Annotated in this window: 8 protein-coding genes; 6 read left to right on the top strand and 2 right to left on the bottom strand. The window is 44.1% G+C overall.

Translation table 11 applies throughout. The features are described from left to right. Positions 1–44 precede the first annotated feature (44 nt). From QUB13_RS11255 to QUB13_RS11230, 6 genes are all read left to right on the top strand, one after another. The gene (locus tag QUB13_RS11255; protein ID WP_194008497.1) at positions 45–443 is read left to right on the top strand and encodes a response regulator; all 399 of its coding nucleotides are present in this window, start codon (positions 45–47) and stop codon (positions 441–443) included. Further along, positions 440–3,595: a PAS domain S-box protein gene (locus QUB13_RS11250; protein WP_333380652.1), complete on the top strand. Its 3,156-nt coding sequence runs from the start codon at positions 440–442 to the stop codon at positions 3,593–3,595. The genes QUB13_RS11255 and QUB13_RS11250 overlap by 4 nt, the downstream gene beginning before the upstream one ends. A gap of 374 nt (positions 3,596–3,969) precedes the next feature. Then, on the top strand, positions 3,970–5,907 hold the full coding sequence (locus tag QUB13_RS11245) for an ATP-binding response regulator (protein ID WP_333380650.1): 1,938 nt from the start codon (positions 3,970–3,972) through the stop codon (positions 5,905–5,907). Then, a complete protein-coding gene (locus QUB13_RS11240; RefSeq protein WP_333380648.1) occupies positions 5,908–7,815 on the top strand; it encodes a PAS domain S-box protein in 1,908 nt (635 codons plus the stop codon). A gap of 590 nt (positions 7,816–8,405) precedes the next feature. After that, the gene (locus QUB13_RS11235; RefSeq protein ID WP_333380646.1) at positions 8,406–8,861 is read left to right on the top strand and encodes a response regulator; all 456 of its coding nucleotides are present in this window, start codon (positions 8,406–8,408) and stop codon (positions 8,859–8,861) included. Between the two features lie 125 nt (positions 8,862–8,986). Beyond that, the gene (locus QUB13_RS11230) at positions 8,987–10,645 is read left to right on the top strand and encodes a diguanylate cyclase domain-containing protein (RefSeq protein WP_333380644.1); all 1,659 of its coding nucleotides are present in this window, start codon (positions 8,987–8,989) and stop codon (positions 10,643–10,645) included. A 237-nt stretch (positions 10,646–10,882) separates the two neighbouring features. On the opposite strand, the gene QUB13_RS11225 is transcribed toward QUB13_RS11230, so the two are convergent. Both QUB13_RS11225 and QUB13_RS11220 read right to left on the bottom strand, forming a co-directional pair. After that, positions 10,883–15,898, bottom strand: coding sequence for a PAS domain S-box protein (locus QUB13_RS11225; RefSeq protein ID WP_333380642.1), 5,016 nt, complete (start codon positions 15,896–15,898; stop codon positions 10,883–10,885). A 607-nt stretch (positions 15,899–16,505) separates the two neighbouring features. Further along, positions 16,506–17,723 carry a hybrid sensor histidine kinase/response regulator gene (locus QUB13_RS11220; protein ID WP_333114533.1) on the bottom strand — a complete coding sequence of 406 codons (1,218 nt, stop codon included), beginning with the start codon at positions 17,721–17,723 and terminating at the stop codon, positions 16,506–16,508. Between the last annotated feature and the right edge of the window lie 8 nt (positions 17,724–17,731).

Genomic DNA, 17,731 nt, shown 5'->3' with positions numbered 1-17,731 from the left:
CGCAATCTCCCTCTAATTTAAAATTCAAAGATGAGTAAAATTTTATGTCCAAACCAGTAATTCTGTGCGTTGACGATGAAATTGTGGTTTTAAATAGTTTAAAAATTCAACTTAAAAAAGAATTTGGCGATGCTTACCTGTATGAGGTAGCAGAAAATGCCGATGAAGCTATGGAAATTATCGAGGAACTTAGAGAAGAAGATGAAAGCGATATTTTGGTCATAGTATCGGACTGGTTAATGCCCGGTATTAAAGGAGATGAATTTTTGATTCAAGTTCACCAAAAATATCCCAAAATTGTGAAAGTTATGCTGACAGGTCAAGCCGACGAAGTTGCAATAGAACGGGTAAAAAAGCAAGCAAACTTGCACCGATGTTTGTATAAGCCGTGGGATGGCCAAGAATTAGTAGAAACTATAAAATCTGGTTTGGCAAAAATATGAACAATAAACCTGTGATTATTTGCGTGGATGACGAACCGATAATTCTTGAAAGTTTGAAAATCGAGTTAAAAAAAGCTCTGGGAGAAGAACATTTATTAGAAATTGCTGAAGGGGGCGAAGATGCTTTAGAGTTAATAGATGAATTGCTGGCAGATGGCAGCGAAATTGTCGCAGTAATTTCGGACTATCTGATGCCGAATATTAAAGGGGACGAATTGCTGAAGCAAATTCACAAAATTTTGCCCAAAACTATCAAAATTATGCTGACGGGGCAAGCAGACCTCGAAGCAGTGGCGAATACTATTAAATATGCTAAGTTGTACCGCTATATATCGAAGCCTTGGCAGTCAGAAGATTTGAAGTTGACCGTAAAAGAAGCGGTCAACAGCTATTTTATGGAGAAGCAATTAGCGGAACAAAATGCTCAACTCCAAACGCTGAATCAAGAATTGGAAACTTTAGTGGAGGAACGGACTGCACAACTGCGCTTGTCTGAGGAAAAGTTTGCTAAAGCTTTTCGTTCTTCTCCTAACCCGATTACTATTACCCGATTTCAAGATGGTAGTTATTTAGAAATTAATGAGGCATTTTGCCAGACTATCGGTTATTCAGCAGCAGAGATTCTAGATCGCACGGCGCTCGATTTGAATATTTGGAAAAGTATAGAATCCCGGTCAAAGTTGTTTCAAATGTTAGGGGAACAACAAATTGTTCGCAACTACGAATTTGATTGGTACACTAAAACTGGGGAACTCAGAACCGGACTGCTGTCTGCTGAAATCATTGAAATTCATGGCGAAACTTGCGTGATTTCTGTGATTCAAGATATTAGCGATCGCAAATTGGCCGAAGAAAAACTCCGCGCTTTAGCGGCTTCTTTAGCAGCAGCGCAAAGAATTGCCCGCCTCGGCAATTGGGAATGGGATTTCTCTGCGAATACAACTACTTGGTCGGAAGAATTATCTCAAGTTTTCGGTCTCGGTTCAACCCGGGCTGCGCCAACACTAGCTGAGTTTTCGCAATACGTGCATCCCGACGATCGACAAAAATGGCAAACAACGATCGACGCTGCTATTGCTAGCGGACAATCCTACAGTCTGGAATTTAGAATTGTGCGGCCTGAAGCGACAATTGGTGCGGATAATTTCCCGTCAGAAACAAGTGAAGGCGGCTTCATCCGCTACATCGAATCCAGAGGAGAACCAGTGGTCAACGAACAAGGGCAACTGATAAAACTCTTCACAACTTTGATGGACATTACTGCCCGCAAGCTGGCAGAAAGAGCTCTAGCAGAGAGCGAAGAAAAATACCGCCATTTAGTTGAAACTTCCCAAGATATTATCTGGTCTTGCGATGCCCAAGGACACATTACTTTTGTGAACCAAGCAGTCAAACAAATCTACGGTTACGAAGCTGAAGAAATGCTCGGATGTTCTTTTGGCGATTTCTTGGCACCCGGACAAATAGACTGGAACAGGGAACTGCAGCAGCGCTTGTTGACGGGAGATGATGTGTTTCAGTACGAAAGTATAGTAATAGGAAAAGATAGCAGATCGATCGATGTCAATACGAAGGCGATCGCGCGATTGGACGCAGACGGAAATATCAGCGGTACAACAGGAACAGCCAGCGATATTACTGAGCGTAAACAAGCAGAAACAGCGCTGAAAAAAGCCAAAGAAGAAGCCGACAGAGCCAACAGGGCAAAAAGCGAATTCCTCTCGAATATGAGCCACGAATTGCGAACTCCCCTCAACGCAATTCTCGGTTTCACCCAACTGCTTGCCCGTGTGGAAGTCCTCGATGCCGACCAAAAGCAATACTTAGGAATTATTAGCCGCAGCGGGGAACATTTACTCGATCTGATCAATAATATTCTGCAAATGTCAAAAATTGAAGTCGGGCTGGTGACAGTTAATAACAGCACCTTCGACTTGCACAGAATGTTAAGAAACACTGAAGAGATGCTGAAGCTGCCAGCCGAAAAAAAAAGGTTGCAGTTAATTTTTGATTCGACTCCAGACTTACCTCAATATGTAGAAACAGATGAAAGCAAGTTGCGCCAAGTATTGATTAATATGGTGGGAAATGCGATCAAGTTTACGGCGGAAGGCGGTGTTAATTTGAGGGTTAAACATGAGCTGCTGTCAGACAAAGATCGCGGAGAGATTCCGCCGAGTGAGAATTGCTGCTTGCAATTTGAAGTTGAAGACACGGGTGCGGGAATTTCGGCCCAAGAAATGGATAATTTGTTTAAACCTTTTGTGCAAACAGAAAGCGGGAGAAAAGCTCAAGAAGGAACTGGTTTAGGCTTGCCGATCAGCCAACAGTTCGTGCAGTTAATGGGAGGAAAAATGACGGTGACAAGCAGTGTCGGTAACGGCAGTATTTTTAGATTTGATGTTAAAGTTTCGCTACCAAATGCAGTGGAAATTCAGGTGGCTCAAACAGCGCGTTTGGTTGTGGGGCTGGAACCGGGACAGCCGGAATATCGGATTTTAGCTGTTGACGATCGCCTGGAAAGCCGCTTGCTGTTAGTCAGAATGCTGGCATCGCTTGGTTTTGCGGTGCGGGACGCTGAAAATGGGGTTGAAGCTGTGTCCGTGTGGTCGAGTTGGGAACCTCATTTGATTTGGATGGATATGCGGATGCCGGTGATGGACGGCTACGAAGCTACCAAACAAATTAAAGCGCATTTGAAAGGTCAAGCAACGGTGATTATTGCTCTGACGGCGAGTGCTTTTGATGAGGAGCGATCGATGATTTTGTCTGCTGGTTGCGATGATTTTGTGGCGAAGCCTTTTCGGGAGCAAGTGATTCTGGAAAAGATGGCTAAGTATCTGGGAGTTCGCTATGTTTACGATCGAGAAGCTTCGCCGAGTTCGGATGCTGTCGTACCCGGTGACGTTTGGGCATCTGAAACTGCTGATGTACCTTTTACGCTGAATGCTTCGTTGTTTGAAGGGATGCCGACCCAATGGGTTGATGAATTGTACGCTGCGGCGGATGCGGTTGATAACGAGCGGATTTTTGAGCTGCTGTCGTCGATTCCTGCGATTAATCTTGGTTTCAGCAGGGCGATCGCCGATTTGGCGAATAACTTCCGGTGCGATCGGATTATTGATTTGATTGAGGAGTTTAGAAATCTTTGAAGGAAATTAGACAAACGAACAATGTACGGGATATAACGGATGTAACGGATTTAACGGAGGTCAGTTGAAGTTCGAGGTTCTAGGGGACAGAGGCGGGTTAGGGATGATTGATGATTTAGGTCGATCGACTATTTAAGTGTGGAACGTAGAGCCTAATTATGTATGGTTTGTCCGGGTGCACTTTCTCGCTATAATTGGCGCGTCCAACTACTTTTTAACCCGAGTCCTATCCGCTTATGAAAACTTGGTTTTTTAGGTGGTATTCGTAAGTTTTGTAAACATAAAAGCAGGTGATTCACGAGCAAGTGCTACAATAACAATTTAATCTATTTTCATAATTTCAGTAATTTTAAATTTAACAACAAATAGCATCAATGATCGGAAATCAAACAGAAGAGAATAAAGGCAACATATTAATTGTTGATGACACCCCAGAAAATTTGCAAGTTTTATCAGCCACCCTGTCGGATCGGGGGTACAAAGTCCGGGGCGTAATTAACGGCAAAATGGCAATTAGAGCCGCGCGATCGGGTTCTCCAGACTTGATTTTACTTGACATTAAAATGCCGGAAATGGACGGCTACGAAGTTTGCACGCAGCTCAAAGCCGATCCGAAGACAGAAGAAATTCCCGTTATTTTTATCAGCGCTTTAGATGAAGTATTGGACAAAGTAACCGCCTTTCAAGTTGGAGGGGTAGATTACATCACAAAACCCTTTCAAATAGAAGAAGTTTTAGCGCGAATCGAACACCAACTGACTATCCAAAGACTAAAAAGACAATTGCTCGATCGCAATACCGAACTCCAACAAGAAATAATAGAACGCAAAAAAGCCGAAGAAGCCGCAGCCGCTGCATCCCTAGCAAAAAGTCAATTTGTTGCCAACATGAACCACGAATTGCGGACTCCCCTGAATGCCATCCTGGGTTTCACCCAAGTCATGAGCCGCGACTCTTTACTGAGCCACGAAAATCTCGAAAATCTCCGAATTATTAACCGCAGCGGTCAACATTTGCTGGAACTAATTAACGATGTTTTAGACTTGTCGAAAATAGAAGCCGGGATAATTGGCTTAGACGAACGCAGCTTTGACCTTTATCAACTCCTCGACACTCTCGAAGATATGTTTCAAATCAAAGCTGAAACCAAAAATTTGCAACTGAGATTTTCTGTGGAGACCGATGTTCCCCAATATATAAAAACTGACGAAAAAAAGCTGCGCGTCTGCTTGATCAATCTGTTGGGAAATGCCATGAAATTTACGGAAAACGGCGGCAGCATTTGGCTGCGAGCGAGGGTGGAAGACAAGCACCATCCCGCAGCATCAGAAATTTCTCCTAGTTCTAGCAGCGCCGAACAATATTTAATTTTATTTGAAGTAGAAGATACGGGAGTTGGCATAGCAGCAGCAGAAATTGATACTTTATTTGATGCTTTCGTGCAAACAGAAGCTGGCAAACAAGCGGTTGATGGTACGGGATTAGGTTTGACAATTACTAAAAAATTTGTAGAAATAATGGGCGGAGAGATTGGGGTAGAAAGTGTTTTAGCCGAGGGAACCAGTTTTAAATTCAACATCCGAGTATTTGCTGCTATTTCGTCGGAAATAACAGTCGCGACTTTGCAGCGAGTAATCGGAGTGGAACCAGATAGACCAGTTTATCGGATTTTAGCAGTTGACGACAATCAAGAAAATCGGCTGCTGCTGGTAAAAATACTGCAACCAATTGGTTTTGAAGTCCGAGAAGCCGAAAACGGCTTCCAAGCTTTTGAACTTTGGGAAAGTTGGCAGCCGGATTTAATTTGGCTGGATACGCGAATGCCAGTAATGGACGGTTTTGAAGCTGTCAAACAAATTAGAGCTAAAGAGGAACCAACTAAGCCGCGAACTGTAATTATTGCTTTGACTGCTAGCACTTTTGAGGAAAGAAAAGGCGAAATTATTGCCGCAGGTTGCGACGATTTTGTGCGGAAACCTTTTCAAGAACAAATCCTTTTTGATAAGATGGCTTGCTACTTGGGAGTGCGCTATATCTATCAAGAGTTGCCCCGACTGGAAGCGGGGGCTTGGCGGCGTTATTTTGCCAGCGAAAAAGCCGATTCATTTTTCCTGCCGCTGCTGGCCCAGATGCCTGGAAGTTGGGTGCAGGAACTCTACGGCGCAGCTAATGATGTTAATGAAGAGCTGGCGATTCAAATTGTCGATCGCATTTCTGAAAGTCATCCAACTTTAGCTGAGGCTTTAAAAGATTTGCTTGTCGATTACCGGCTCGACAGGATAATGGATTTAACTCAATCGAGTTTAAAATAAATGGATAAAAGCCAAATTAAAATATTGGTGGTAGACGACCAACCGAGCAATCTGCGGTTCTTATCTCAACTACTAACAGCCCAGGGATATCAAGTTTATCGAGCTATTTGCGGTCAACTGGCGTTGAATTCTGCGATCGCCCATTGCCCCGATTTAATTTTACTCGACATTAGAATGCCGGAAATGAACGGTTATGAAGTTTGTCGCCGACTGAAATCGACAGCGGAAACCGCGCAAATTCCGGTGATTTTTTTAAGCGTACTAGATGATATTAACGATAAATTACAAGCTTTTCAAGTTGGCGGCGCGGACTATATTGCCAAACCATTTCAAATAGAAGAAGTTTTAGCACGCATCGACAAGCAAGTCAGCTTGCAAAAACTGCAACAGCAACTAAAAGAGCAAAATGCTCAACTGCAACAGTCGCAATCGCTGCTTGCTAGCATCTTAAATAGTTCCTTAGACGGTGTGGTGGCTTATTCTGCTGTCCGCAACAATCAGGGAAATATTGTGGATTTCCTGTGGCTGTTAGTCAACCGTGCTGCTGAACAAATTTCGGATGTGCCATTAAATGAGATAGTTGGCAAGTATTTGTTGGTAGAAATTGCCGAGATTCGTAATAGCAAGTTATTTAATTTGTACGTTTCTGTAGTAGAAACAGGAGAAACTATAGACCAAGAATTTTATTACGAATGCGAGCGAAATTCAGGTGTTTGGCTGCACCTTGTCGCGGTCAAATTAAACGATGGTCTGGCAGTAACATTTCGCAATATAACCGATCGCAAAAAAGCCGAAATTGCCCTGCGAGAAAGCGAAGAACGCTTCCGCGCGATCTTCGAGCAAGCGGCAGTCGGTATAGCGAAAACTGCGCTGTGCGGTCAATTTATCCGGGTGAATCCCGGCTTTTGTCAAATTGTCCGCTATACAGAATCGGAATTGTTGCAGCTTCATTGGCGGGCAATTACTGATCCCGATGACATCGAAGCTGACACGGAATACGTGCGCTTGCTGTTGTCCGGGGAGATGCAAACTTTTTCTCTGGAAAAGCGTTTGCTCTGCAAAGATGGGGAAGTGCGCTGGGCGAACGTTACTGTTTCGACAATCCGCGATGCTGAGGGGACGGCGCAGTATTTGATTTGTGCGATCGAGGATATTTCCGAGCGCAAGCGGGTACAAGAATTGCTCCAAGCGAGTTTAGAGACTCAAACCCGCTATGCTGAAGAATTAACTCGTTCTAATGCCGAACTCGAACAGTTTGCTTACGTGGCTTCTCACGATTTGCAAGCGCCTTTGAGCACGATTGCCGGCTATGCTAAGCTATTAGAAAAGCGCTTTCAAAACCAACTTGATCCCCAAGCAATTAAATTCCTCGACAATATTGTTAATTCTTGCCTGCGGATGCAGATACTGATTGATGCTTTGCTAGAGTATTCGCGGGTTAGTCGCAGTCATAAACGTTTCGATTTGATTGATTGTAATCTGGTTTTTGAGGATGCTTGCGCTAATTTGCAGTTGGCGATCCGCGAGAATCAAGCTTCTGTAACTAGGGGCGATTTGCCAAGGATCGCAGGTGACTGTTTTCAACTACTGCAACTGTTTCAAAATTTAATTGGCAATGCCATTAAGTACTGCAGCCACAGGGTGCCGGTGGTACAGGTGGGCGCTTTGCGTCAGGGGGATAACTGGGTGTTTTCGGTGCAGGACAACGGTATTGGTATTGCCGAAGAGCACTATCCGCGAATTTTTCATATTTTTCAGCGCTTGCACGCGCAAAAAGAATATTCTGGAACCGGTATCGGTTTAGCGATTTGTCAAAGAATTGTCGATCGCCACGGTGGAAGCCTTTGGGTAGAATCAGAACCGGGTCGAGGCTCGACTTTTTATTTTTCTTTTCCTGTAGCTAAGTGAAGTCAGGAGTCCCCCTGCTGTCATCAACCATTTGAGATTTGAGATTTGAGCTTGGGGAATTGGGGCATTGCGAATTGGGAATAGGTGTCCGGGCTTGGATCGCGGGCCTAGATTTGGATGCTTTTTTGAAACTGGTTTTACTTAAATTTTAAATAACTTTATCTTGTCTTTACACAAATGCTGGTAAAAGAGTAGCATATTCACTGATGACATCGAGTTCAAAATCTATCACGATCAATATATTAGCTCGATCCTTATACAACTTAACAATCAGCGGTGCGTGCAAGACTTGTCAGTTTATTTCAAATTTATCCCGAGCATCTTGCTTTGGGATGCAGTCGTTTCCCTAGTAATTCGCAGACTAGCATTTGTGATGTCTTGGCAGTTGGCCTGTTCTCGGACAGAGTGCCAAGTGAAACAAGCCGAATTCGCAAAGCTTGGCGCATTATGCAAAGTCTCAAATTGTTGCAACATAATGGCAATTTTTTCAGCTTGGTTGGCCGGATGAGGACTAGAGATGCTTTGCAGGCGATCGGACACCGCTCCAAGTCCCCCTACTTCACAAAATTTCTTGGTGGTGAGGTAAAGTCGTGAATTATAACAATAAAAGTTTTACTCTTCTAATAGCCAACGATGATGAGGACACGCGCTTTTTGATGCAGGAAGCAATGCGAGAAGTGCGATTAACAATTAAAATAAAATTTGTGGAAAATGGAGAACAAGTGCTAGACTATTTGTACGGTCGCGGTGAATATGCTGGTATCAGCAATTGGCACCAGCCAGACTTGATACTTTTGGATCTGAATATGCCGAGGCTAGACGGGCGAGAAACACTAACTTCGATCAGAGCTGACCCGGATTTACAACAAATTCCGGTGGTGATTCTCACAACCTCGCACCGCAGCGGAGATATCTTGCTTTGCTATCGCTTGGGTGCTAATTCTTTCATATCCAAACCAGTCACTTTTGAAGGATTGGTTGAAGTAATGAAGACTTTATGTAAGTATTGGTTTGAAATTGTTTCGCTCCCGCGTCGGGATCTGTAAGCTTTAATTGACGTTGAGATGGATCGTGTGATTGTAGGCTACATTTGATAGACCGACATATTGCAGGGTAAGTATAGATTTCAAAACAAAAAAGTTTCATTCAACCCGCTGCGAACGCTATAGTTGTGTTAACACGTCATCAATGTCTGAAAATTTTGTTGGTTGAGGATGACCTCGCAGATGCGACGCTGATTGAAGACCTTTTAGGGTCATTCAGCGAGTCTCTGTTTTGCCTTCAAACTGTTAAGTCTCTGGAGAAAGGACTGGCGTGTCTGGAAGCAGAAAAATTTGATGCAATACTGTTGGATTTGTCAGTGTCAGACAGCTTGGGGGGAAGGCAGGATATTGCCATTTTGAAAGCCCGATCGCCCACAGTGGCGGTGGTGGTGCTGACGGATACCAATGATGATAATACGGCGCTGTCGCTATTGCGATCGGGCGCTCAAGATTGTTTGGTGAAGGGAAGATTTCACAGAACTCTGCTGGTGCGGGCGATCCATTACGCGATCGAACGCCAGCAAGTCGAAGAACAATTGCGACAACAAGCTCTCCGGGAGCGGCTGTTGGGACAAATGATCCAACATATTCGATCGTCAATAGACGGGGCAAGCATTCTCCAAAATACTGTCGCAGAAGTGCGCGAATTTCTCAAAACAGACCGCGTTTTAATTTATCGCTGTCAGGATTGGGCTTCTCAACTCGACGAGGAAGAGCAACAAGGTGCGATCGCCGCAGGTGATGGTTTGCCATTGGGTTATATTGAAAATCAAAATATTAGTGCTGCAATGGCGGTGTCATGCTTTGTTTTGGTCGAATCTCAGTCGGTACAAGCAATAGCAGATGTCAGCGCTGCCGAATTGTCTGGCAGTTACAAAGAGTTGCTGGCAGATTGTGAAATTGCAGCAGTTTTAAGCGTGCCAATTTGGCAATCGGGCGACTGGGAAACGGCAAATAACAGACTAGAAGGCACTTTTTGGGAAGCAGAAAAGACACCAGATGCAGTGGAAGATTATATCTCTTGGCAGGCTGCTCAACCGCAGGCGCAGGGTTCTAGTACGCCGGATTTGAGGAGTGAAAATGGCAATAAATTGTGGGGAATGCTGACAGCATACAATTGCAGCGGTATGAGGGAATGGCAGCAGTGGGAAATAGATTTTTTACAGCACTTAGCAAATCAAGTGGCGATCGCGATCGAACAATCTCAACTTTACCGCCAGCTCGCAATAGCCAATCAAAAATTGCAGCAACTGGCAACTACTGACGGACTGACGGGCATTGCCAACCGCCGCCAGTTCGATCGCGTTTTGATATTGGAGTGGCGCAGATTGGCAAGAGAGGAACTGCCGCTTTCTTTAATTATGTTGGACATCGACTTTTTTAAACTTTACAACGAGTTTTATGGCCACGTCGGCGGCGACGATTGTTTGCGCCAAGTTGCCAGCGCGATCGCCTCTTCTAGCAAGCGGGCTGGGGATTTTGCCGCCCGCTACGGTGGCGAAGAATTTGCCGTAGTGCTGCCCAATACCAGCGTCGAAGGGGCAAAGGTTGTCGCCCGGAAAATTTGCGACGATATCGCCAGTTTGAAATTGCCTCACGCGCGATCGCCGATCGGCTCTTATCTTACCCTCAGTTGCGGAATTGCCACAGCGATGCCTGATTCGCAGGAATCTCCCTACACCTTAATTCGCAGCGCTGACAGCGCCCTTTTTCAAGCTAAAACTGAAGGTAAAAATCGCATTTGTCACGCTAGCAGCAAGTCGGAATCTACGCCGATTTTGATGTGAGGGAAGAGGGAAGAAGGAAGAAGGAAGAGGGAACAAGGAAGAGGGAAGAGGGAAGAAGGAAGAAGGAAGAAGGAAGAGGGAATAAGGAAGAATAACATTGAATTGAATTGTATACTTTGATTGATATATCTACCCCACATGACAGGTAGATGAACATAGATTAATGCAGATGATTTCATTCCGAGGAAAGTCAATAAATGCAATTGATCGTCTAATTTTTTATTGCCAATTCCTAATTTATTTTCCCAAATTAGAACTCCTACCAGTTAAATTCGATCGCACTGGAATTTCAATCACAAACTCCGATCCTTCTCCCGGTGTCGAAATACAGCTCAAGCGACCGCCGTGCCGATCGACTACAATCGAGTGAGAAATCGACAGTCCCAAACCCGTCCCCTTGCCCACTGGTTTAGTCGTGAAAAACGGGTCAAACAGCCTCGATCGCACCGAGTCCGGTATCCCCCCGCCGTTGTCGGCAATAGATACCGCTACGAAGCCTGCAGCAGCCGGATAAGTCCGAATCGCGATCGTGCTGGGATGCCGATCGCACTCCTGCACCGTCCGCCCTTTGTCCCGTTCTTCCAAAGCATCGATCGCATTAATTAAAATATTCATAAATACCTGATTTAACTCGCCCGGAAAACACTCAACTTGCGGCAGTTCCTGGTAATGTTTAATTACCTGAATCGCCGGACGGCTGCTGTGAGATTTTAACCGATTTTGCAAAATCATCAAAGTGCTGTCAATTCCCTCGTGAATGTTGACCGACTTCCCCGCCGACTCGTCCAAGCGGGAAAAGTTACGCAATGATTTGACAATCTCTACAATTCGCTCGGTTCCTACCTGCATCGAAGTAAACAGTTTCGGAAAATCCTCAACAATATAATCTAAATCGATCGCATCAATTTTATCCAAAACTTCCGCCGGAGGATTGGGACAGTATTGCTGGTAAACTTGAATCAATTCCAGCAAATCTAAACTGTAACCGCTAGCCGGACTGATATTGCCGTGAATGAAGCTGACGGGGTTGTTAATTTCGTGAGCAACACCAGCAACTAACTGACCCAAACTCACCATTTTTTCATTTTGAACGAGTTGAGCTTGAGTCGTTTTAAGTTTATTAATTGCTGCTTCCAACTCTAGTGCTTTTAAGCGTTCTCGCGCTTCCGATTCCTGCAAAGCTGACTCGGCTTGTTTGCGATCGGCAATTTCAATTTGTGCTTGCTCGAACAGCGTCGATTGCTGGATCGCGATCGCCAATTGCACGCTAATTTGTTTGAGACACTCCACCTCAATTTCCTGCCAGTGGCGGGGGGCCGCGCACTCGTGGGCAATCAATAGCCCCCACAACTTCTCGCCTTGCAAAATCGGCACTACCAAATTAGCTCGCACCTGAAATTGACTTAACAAATCAATGTGGCACTGCGAAAGACCGGCTTGGTAAATATCATCGATCACTACAGTGCGATTATCTTTGTGAGCAGCATAGCTGGTGGATTTTAAACAAGAATCGTTAATAGTTCTTCCCAGAAGCGGTTGCCAATTCTCGCCTACAGATTCGACAGTTACAAAACCGCTCCAGTCAGGATTAAAGCGATAAATAATTGTCCGGTTTGTATCCAAAAATTGCCGGACTTCAGCCACAGCCTTTGTCAAAATTTCGGCTAAATTTAGAGAAGATCGAATGCGTTCCAGCATCCCTACCACCAAACGTTCTCGCTTTAGTTGCTGGCGCAAAATAGACTCGGCCAGTTTGCGATCGCTAATATCTTCAATCACAGCAAGTCCGTAATTCGGTTCCCCAAACTCATCCCGCACTAAAGATACAGTCACGTTCGCCCAAACCAATGAACCGTCTTTGCGTACAAAGCGTTTCTCAAGTGCATAATTAAAGATTTCCCCAGCTAACAGTTTTTTTGCCATATCGACATCTGCTGCTATCTCTTCCGGGTGCGAAATATCCCAAAGATTTAGGGCTTTCAGTTCCAATACTGAGTACCCGACAGTATTGCAAAAGCCTGGATTTACATTCAAAAAATAACCGTCTGGCCGCACTTTAACAATGCCGACGGCCGCTTGTTCAAATACAGCTCGAAACCGTTTTTCGCTTTCTTGCAAAGCAATTTCTGATTTTTTGCGATCGGTAATATCCATTTCCGTGCCAAACAGCCGCACCACTTGACCAAACTCATTTTTAACAACTCGTCCTTTACCGTTAACGTGCCGGATTTCTCCTGATGGAAAATAGATGCGGTGGTCAATGTCGTAAGCTGTGCCTTCAGTCACTGCCTTTTGCACAACTTGTGTAAACTTTTCTTTGTCATCGGGATGAATTTGCTCTAAAAGTTCTTCCATTGTCGGCGGCTGATTCAATTCTCGACCGTAAATTCTAAATACTTCCGCCGACCAAGTAATAATTTGTGTCTGAATATCAAATTCCCAATTCCCCATGCGGGCAATTTTTTGCGCTGCTTGCAACTGTTCGGCAAGTTGTTGTAGAGATACGATCAACTCTGTTTTTTCGGCTTCAGCTTCAATGCGGGTGCTGATATCTTTGTGAGCGCCTGTCATCCGCAGCGGCCCGCCCCATTCGTCATACTCGACCACCTTACCCATCGCCAGAATCCACTGCCAATTTCCCGCTTTGTTGAGCAGCCGAAATTCAACTTCATAGATATCGGTGCGACCTTCAAAACAGGATTTTAAAGATTCCTTTGCCTTCAGCCTGTCTTCGGGATGCAGCAAATTTTCCCAACCTTGGAGGTTATTTTCAATTTCAGTTTCTGCGTAACCGAGCATTGATTTCCACTGCGCGTCGAAATAAGTTTCGCCAGTGGCTAAATTCCAATCCCACAGACCCAAAGAGCTGCCGGAAACCGCCAACTGCAATCGCTCTTGACTGAGTTTTAATGCCGATTCGGTGCGTTTTAGTTCTGTGAGGTCGGCAATAATTGCCATCATTCCTATGGGTTTAGTGTCGCTATCTTTAATGCAGTCTGCTCGCAAAATAGTTTCTATGACTTCGCCATTTTTAGCTTTGAGTGCAATTTGACTGCTCCAGGAAGAACCTTTCCGCAGCACTTTAAATAACTTTCTCAATTCTTGAGATTTGTACATTGCTTCCGGGCCGCCGGCATTATTTAGTTCATCAACTGTATAGCCGTAGCGCTGAATAAATGCTTGATTGTGATAAATTGAACAGCCGTTCAAATCTGCGATCGCGATCGCATCGCTAGCGCTGTCTACAGCTTGAGTTACCAAGCACAGAGTCAGTTCGGCGGTTTTGCGATCGGTAATATCAAAAATCGCTCCGTCGAGCCACAAAACTAACCCTTCTCGATCGTAAGTCGGTCTACCTCTTTCCGACATCCACCGCACCGCCCCGTCAGCGCGAAAAATCCGGTATTCTAGATTGTACGGCTGTCTCGACTCTACCGCTGCGCTGACTTGTCGATCGACCATTTCCTTGTCTGCCTCGTGGATAATGCTAGCAAAACTCAAGCGGCTGTTGTCAGTAAAATCCGCAGCCGGATAGCCGCTAATTGCCTGAATTTCATCGCTAACAAACACCATCGTCCAATCAGCATCGTACAAGCTGCGGCAGATAGCGCCGGGAATATTCTCAACTAGCGATCGAAATCTGGCTTCCGTTTCCCGCAAAGCTGCTTCTGCCTGTTTAAAATCAGTAATATCCAGTATCATGCCTTCCCAAACTATATCCCCTTCCTGCCCTATTTCTGTCGGAAAATCAACTCGTTCCGGTCTCGAAACCCCTCGCATCCACTTAAGTTTTCCAGACGGCAAAATCGCACACCATTCCTGCTGCCAGGGCTGCATATTTGCCGCCGAAACAGCAATTGATTCGTAAATTTTTGCCCGGTTGTCTGGAGGAACACAATTGAAAATAAGTTCGGAATTTAGCTGAATATCTTCTGGTGTCAATTCATATAAATCGCGGCAGCCAGAAGAAATATAAGGGAAAGACATTTTTCCATCAGTTGAAAGTCGAAATTGATAAATTATTCCCGGCAAATTGGCTGCAAGTTGCTGCAATCTAGCTTCGCTTTCTTGCAGAGCTAATTGTTTGCGCTTATCTTCACTAATATCTCGAATGATCCCCACAAGAATTTTACGACCGTCGGTATTTTCAAATATCGTTTTTTTAGTAGACAGAATGTGCTCGGCACCGCCACCATCCGTAAATAGTTCCTCAGTTTCGTTTTCTTCCTCCGTCCTAAAAACTTGTTCGTCCTTCTCCCAAAAAAACTCAGCTTCTTCTTTTGGGAAAAAGTCGTAATCCGATTTGCCTAGCAGTTCTTCGCGCGGCTTGCCCATCAGCTTGCAAAAAGCATCATTTAACAGTATCCAGCGGTGCTGTTCATCTTTGACAAAAATTGGATCGGCAACTGCATCGATTGTATAATTCAAAAAGTTTTTACTAGCTTCCAGTTCCTCTCTGGCTAAAACTTTCTCCGTAATATCGTTGATAGTTCCTGTCGTCCCCAGCGCCTCCCCCTGGCCCAAAATCAAAAAAACCTGCACTTCTACCCACCGAATATCGCCATTTTTGGTAAGATATCGAATTTGATAGCAACAAGACGTTCCTTGATTTTTACTCAGGCTTCTGGACAAATTTAAATATTGAAATTGGTCGTCTGGATGAATGTAAGTCAAACAGGAATTTCCTAAGCTTTCATCAACGGTAAATCCGGTAATTTCCGTCCAAGCCGGATTCAGAAAAGTCCAATCGCCAGCAATATTTGTTTCAAAAACAACTTCTTTGATATTGTCAACAAGTTGCTGGTATTTTACTTGACTTGTTTGCCATTGTGCTTGCCGTTTTTCGCGGGCGATCGCGCAACGGAGCGTCCGCACCAGCAACCTGCTGTTTACTTGTTTTTTTACCAGATAATCTTGTGCGCCTGCTGCAATTAACTCGACGGCCATTTCTTCCTCATCGGCCGCTGTCAGAATGACGATCGGAATATTGATCCCGCAATCTTGCAGCCGGAAAAAAGTATTGAATTTTTGGCTGTCAGGAAGTGTGAGGTCTAATAAAATTACATCAAAAATCTCGCAGCTTAAAATTTCTATAGCATCTTGAAGGCAAACTACATTCGTCGTCTCAATCGATCCTCTCAACCCATACTCAGACAGCAATTCTTGAATGAGTTCTGCATCTTCTGCACAGTCTTCTACTAACAGAACTTTCAAAGTAGCAAGCGTTAAAGTTGACTCACAAACAGATTTCATTTTGCTATTTTTTAGTATTTAATAAAAATGTAGCAGCGGATGAAGCTACCTAGCTGATTTTGGGATAACTTGAACCGGACGGTTTAGAGTGCGATGGATACCTGCTGACTCCAGATTTATTTGTAAAATTGAGTCTCTAGCAGCAAATTATATCCTGTCGGGTCAATTATTATTATAACAAAAACCGTTCGTAGTGTGAACTTTAATCGGCAGTATATTACGAACTCAAGTCCACACTACGAACCTTACTTATTGCGCGACGGGACACTAGATTATTGACTTCGCCCCACACCTAGCGGGCTAAAATCATCATCTTTTTATTGATATTGCAACACTACTCTGTTTTAATTTACAACCTTTGGCAGGGAAATAGCAAGGGTCAAGGCAAAAAAGCGCGGATTGTCGAGAAAGAGTTGCATTTGTGACTGCGAACCTAGGTAAATTACAGTGAATTTACGGAATACGCTAGGAAATTGTCTCGGTTGAATCACTGATGAGTAAGGCCCGTTCGTAGTGAGGACTTTAGTCCTATCTCTGGATCGAGAAAAACTAAAGTTCTTACTACGAACCCGATCGAAAACCTAATTGTGAGCTTGACTCCGGTTATCTAATTGGTCGGTTGAGTTGGCTGCTGTTTGGGTAGCACAACTGTAAATACGCTGCCTTTACCGAGATTGGTGCTAATAGCAATCTCGCCGTTAAACGGTTTTAAAAGTTCAAGGCAAGTATAAAGTCCGAGACCAGTTCCTGTCGGTTCTCCTTCGGTTTTTTCTTCGCCTTTAGGTGGCTTTGATGTGTAAAAAGGGTCAAAGAGTTTTGATAAATCTTCAGGTGCTATACCGCATCCGTTATCTGAAATATCCATGTATATGTTCGAGTCATCTTGCCTGGTCACTATAGTTAGTTCCCGGATTTTCTTTGCCCACATAGCATCCATTGCATTATTGATTAAGTTATAAAAAACTTGAGATATATAGGAATAAATCAAGGGAACGGTGACAATTTCTTCGTCATAAAAATATTTTTTTCTAATCTTATTTTTAAAATACATATTTCCTTCCAATAACTGAATTTCTCGCTGTACTAAATCGTTGATATTCACAGGCTGCAAATCTTGCTTTTGCTCTTCTCTGCTTTTCATCATCAGAGTATCCATGATCTGATTGATTTTTGTGACAGCTTGAAAGGTATACTTTGTGTAACTAAAAAAAGAGTCTTCTTGCATTTCTGTGGCTTTTGTTTCAATCAATTCGGCGCTAGTCTGGATTACTTGCAGCGGACTTCTGAAGTTGTGCACCATGCCCTGAGTCAAACGTCCGATGATTGCTGTTTTTTCCTGGTCGATCAATTGCTTGGTTTTTTGTTCGACAAGTCTTTCTAGGTTTTGGTTGAGGTGGGCGAGTTCGAGGTTTTTTTCTTCGAGTTTTTTTTGCAAGCTGCGGATTGTCAGGTGAGTTTCAATGCGGCTCAATACTTCTTCGTGCTGGAAGGGTTTGGTGATGTAGTCAACGGCTCCTGTCTGAAAGCCTCTTACTTTGTCGAGGGTGTCGGAAAGGGCGCTCATGAAGATGATGGGAATGTCTCGCGTTGACTGGTCTGCTTTCAAACGCAGGCAAGTTTCAAAACCGTCAATTCCTGGCATCATGATGTCCAAAAGAATGAGGTCGGGATGGATGTATTCGATTTGCTCGATCGCGCTTTCGCCGTCTAGAGCCACTAATACTTTATAGCCGTAATTCCTTAACAGCTCGAAAAGTACGTCGAGATTGGTTTGGTTGTCATCGACAATTAGTATGATGCTTCTTGTGGAATTCTGATCTTTCATATTCAACG

The sequence above is a fragment of the Microcoleus sp. B4-D4 genome (assembly GCF_036705185.1).
In the GTDB taxonomy this organism is placed as follows: Bacteria; Cyanobacteriota; Cyanobacteriia; order Cyanobacteriales; family Microcoleaceae; genus Microcoleus.
The sequence above is the reverse complement of the archived record's forward strand: the minus strand, read 5'-3'. Positions and strand labels throughout refer to the sequence as shown.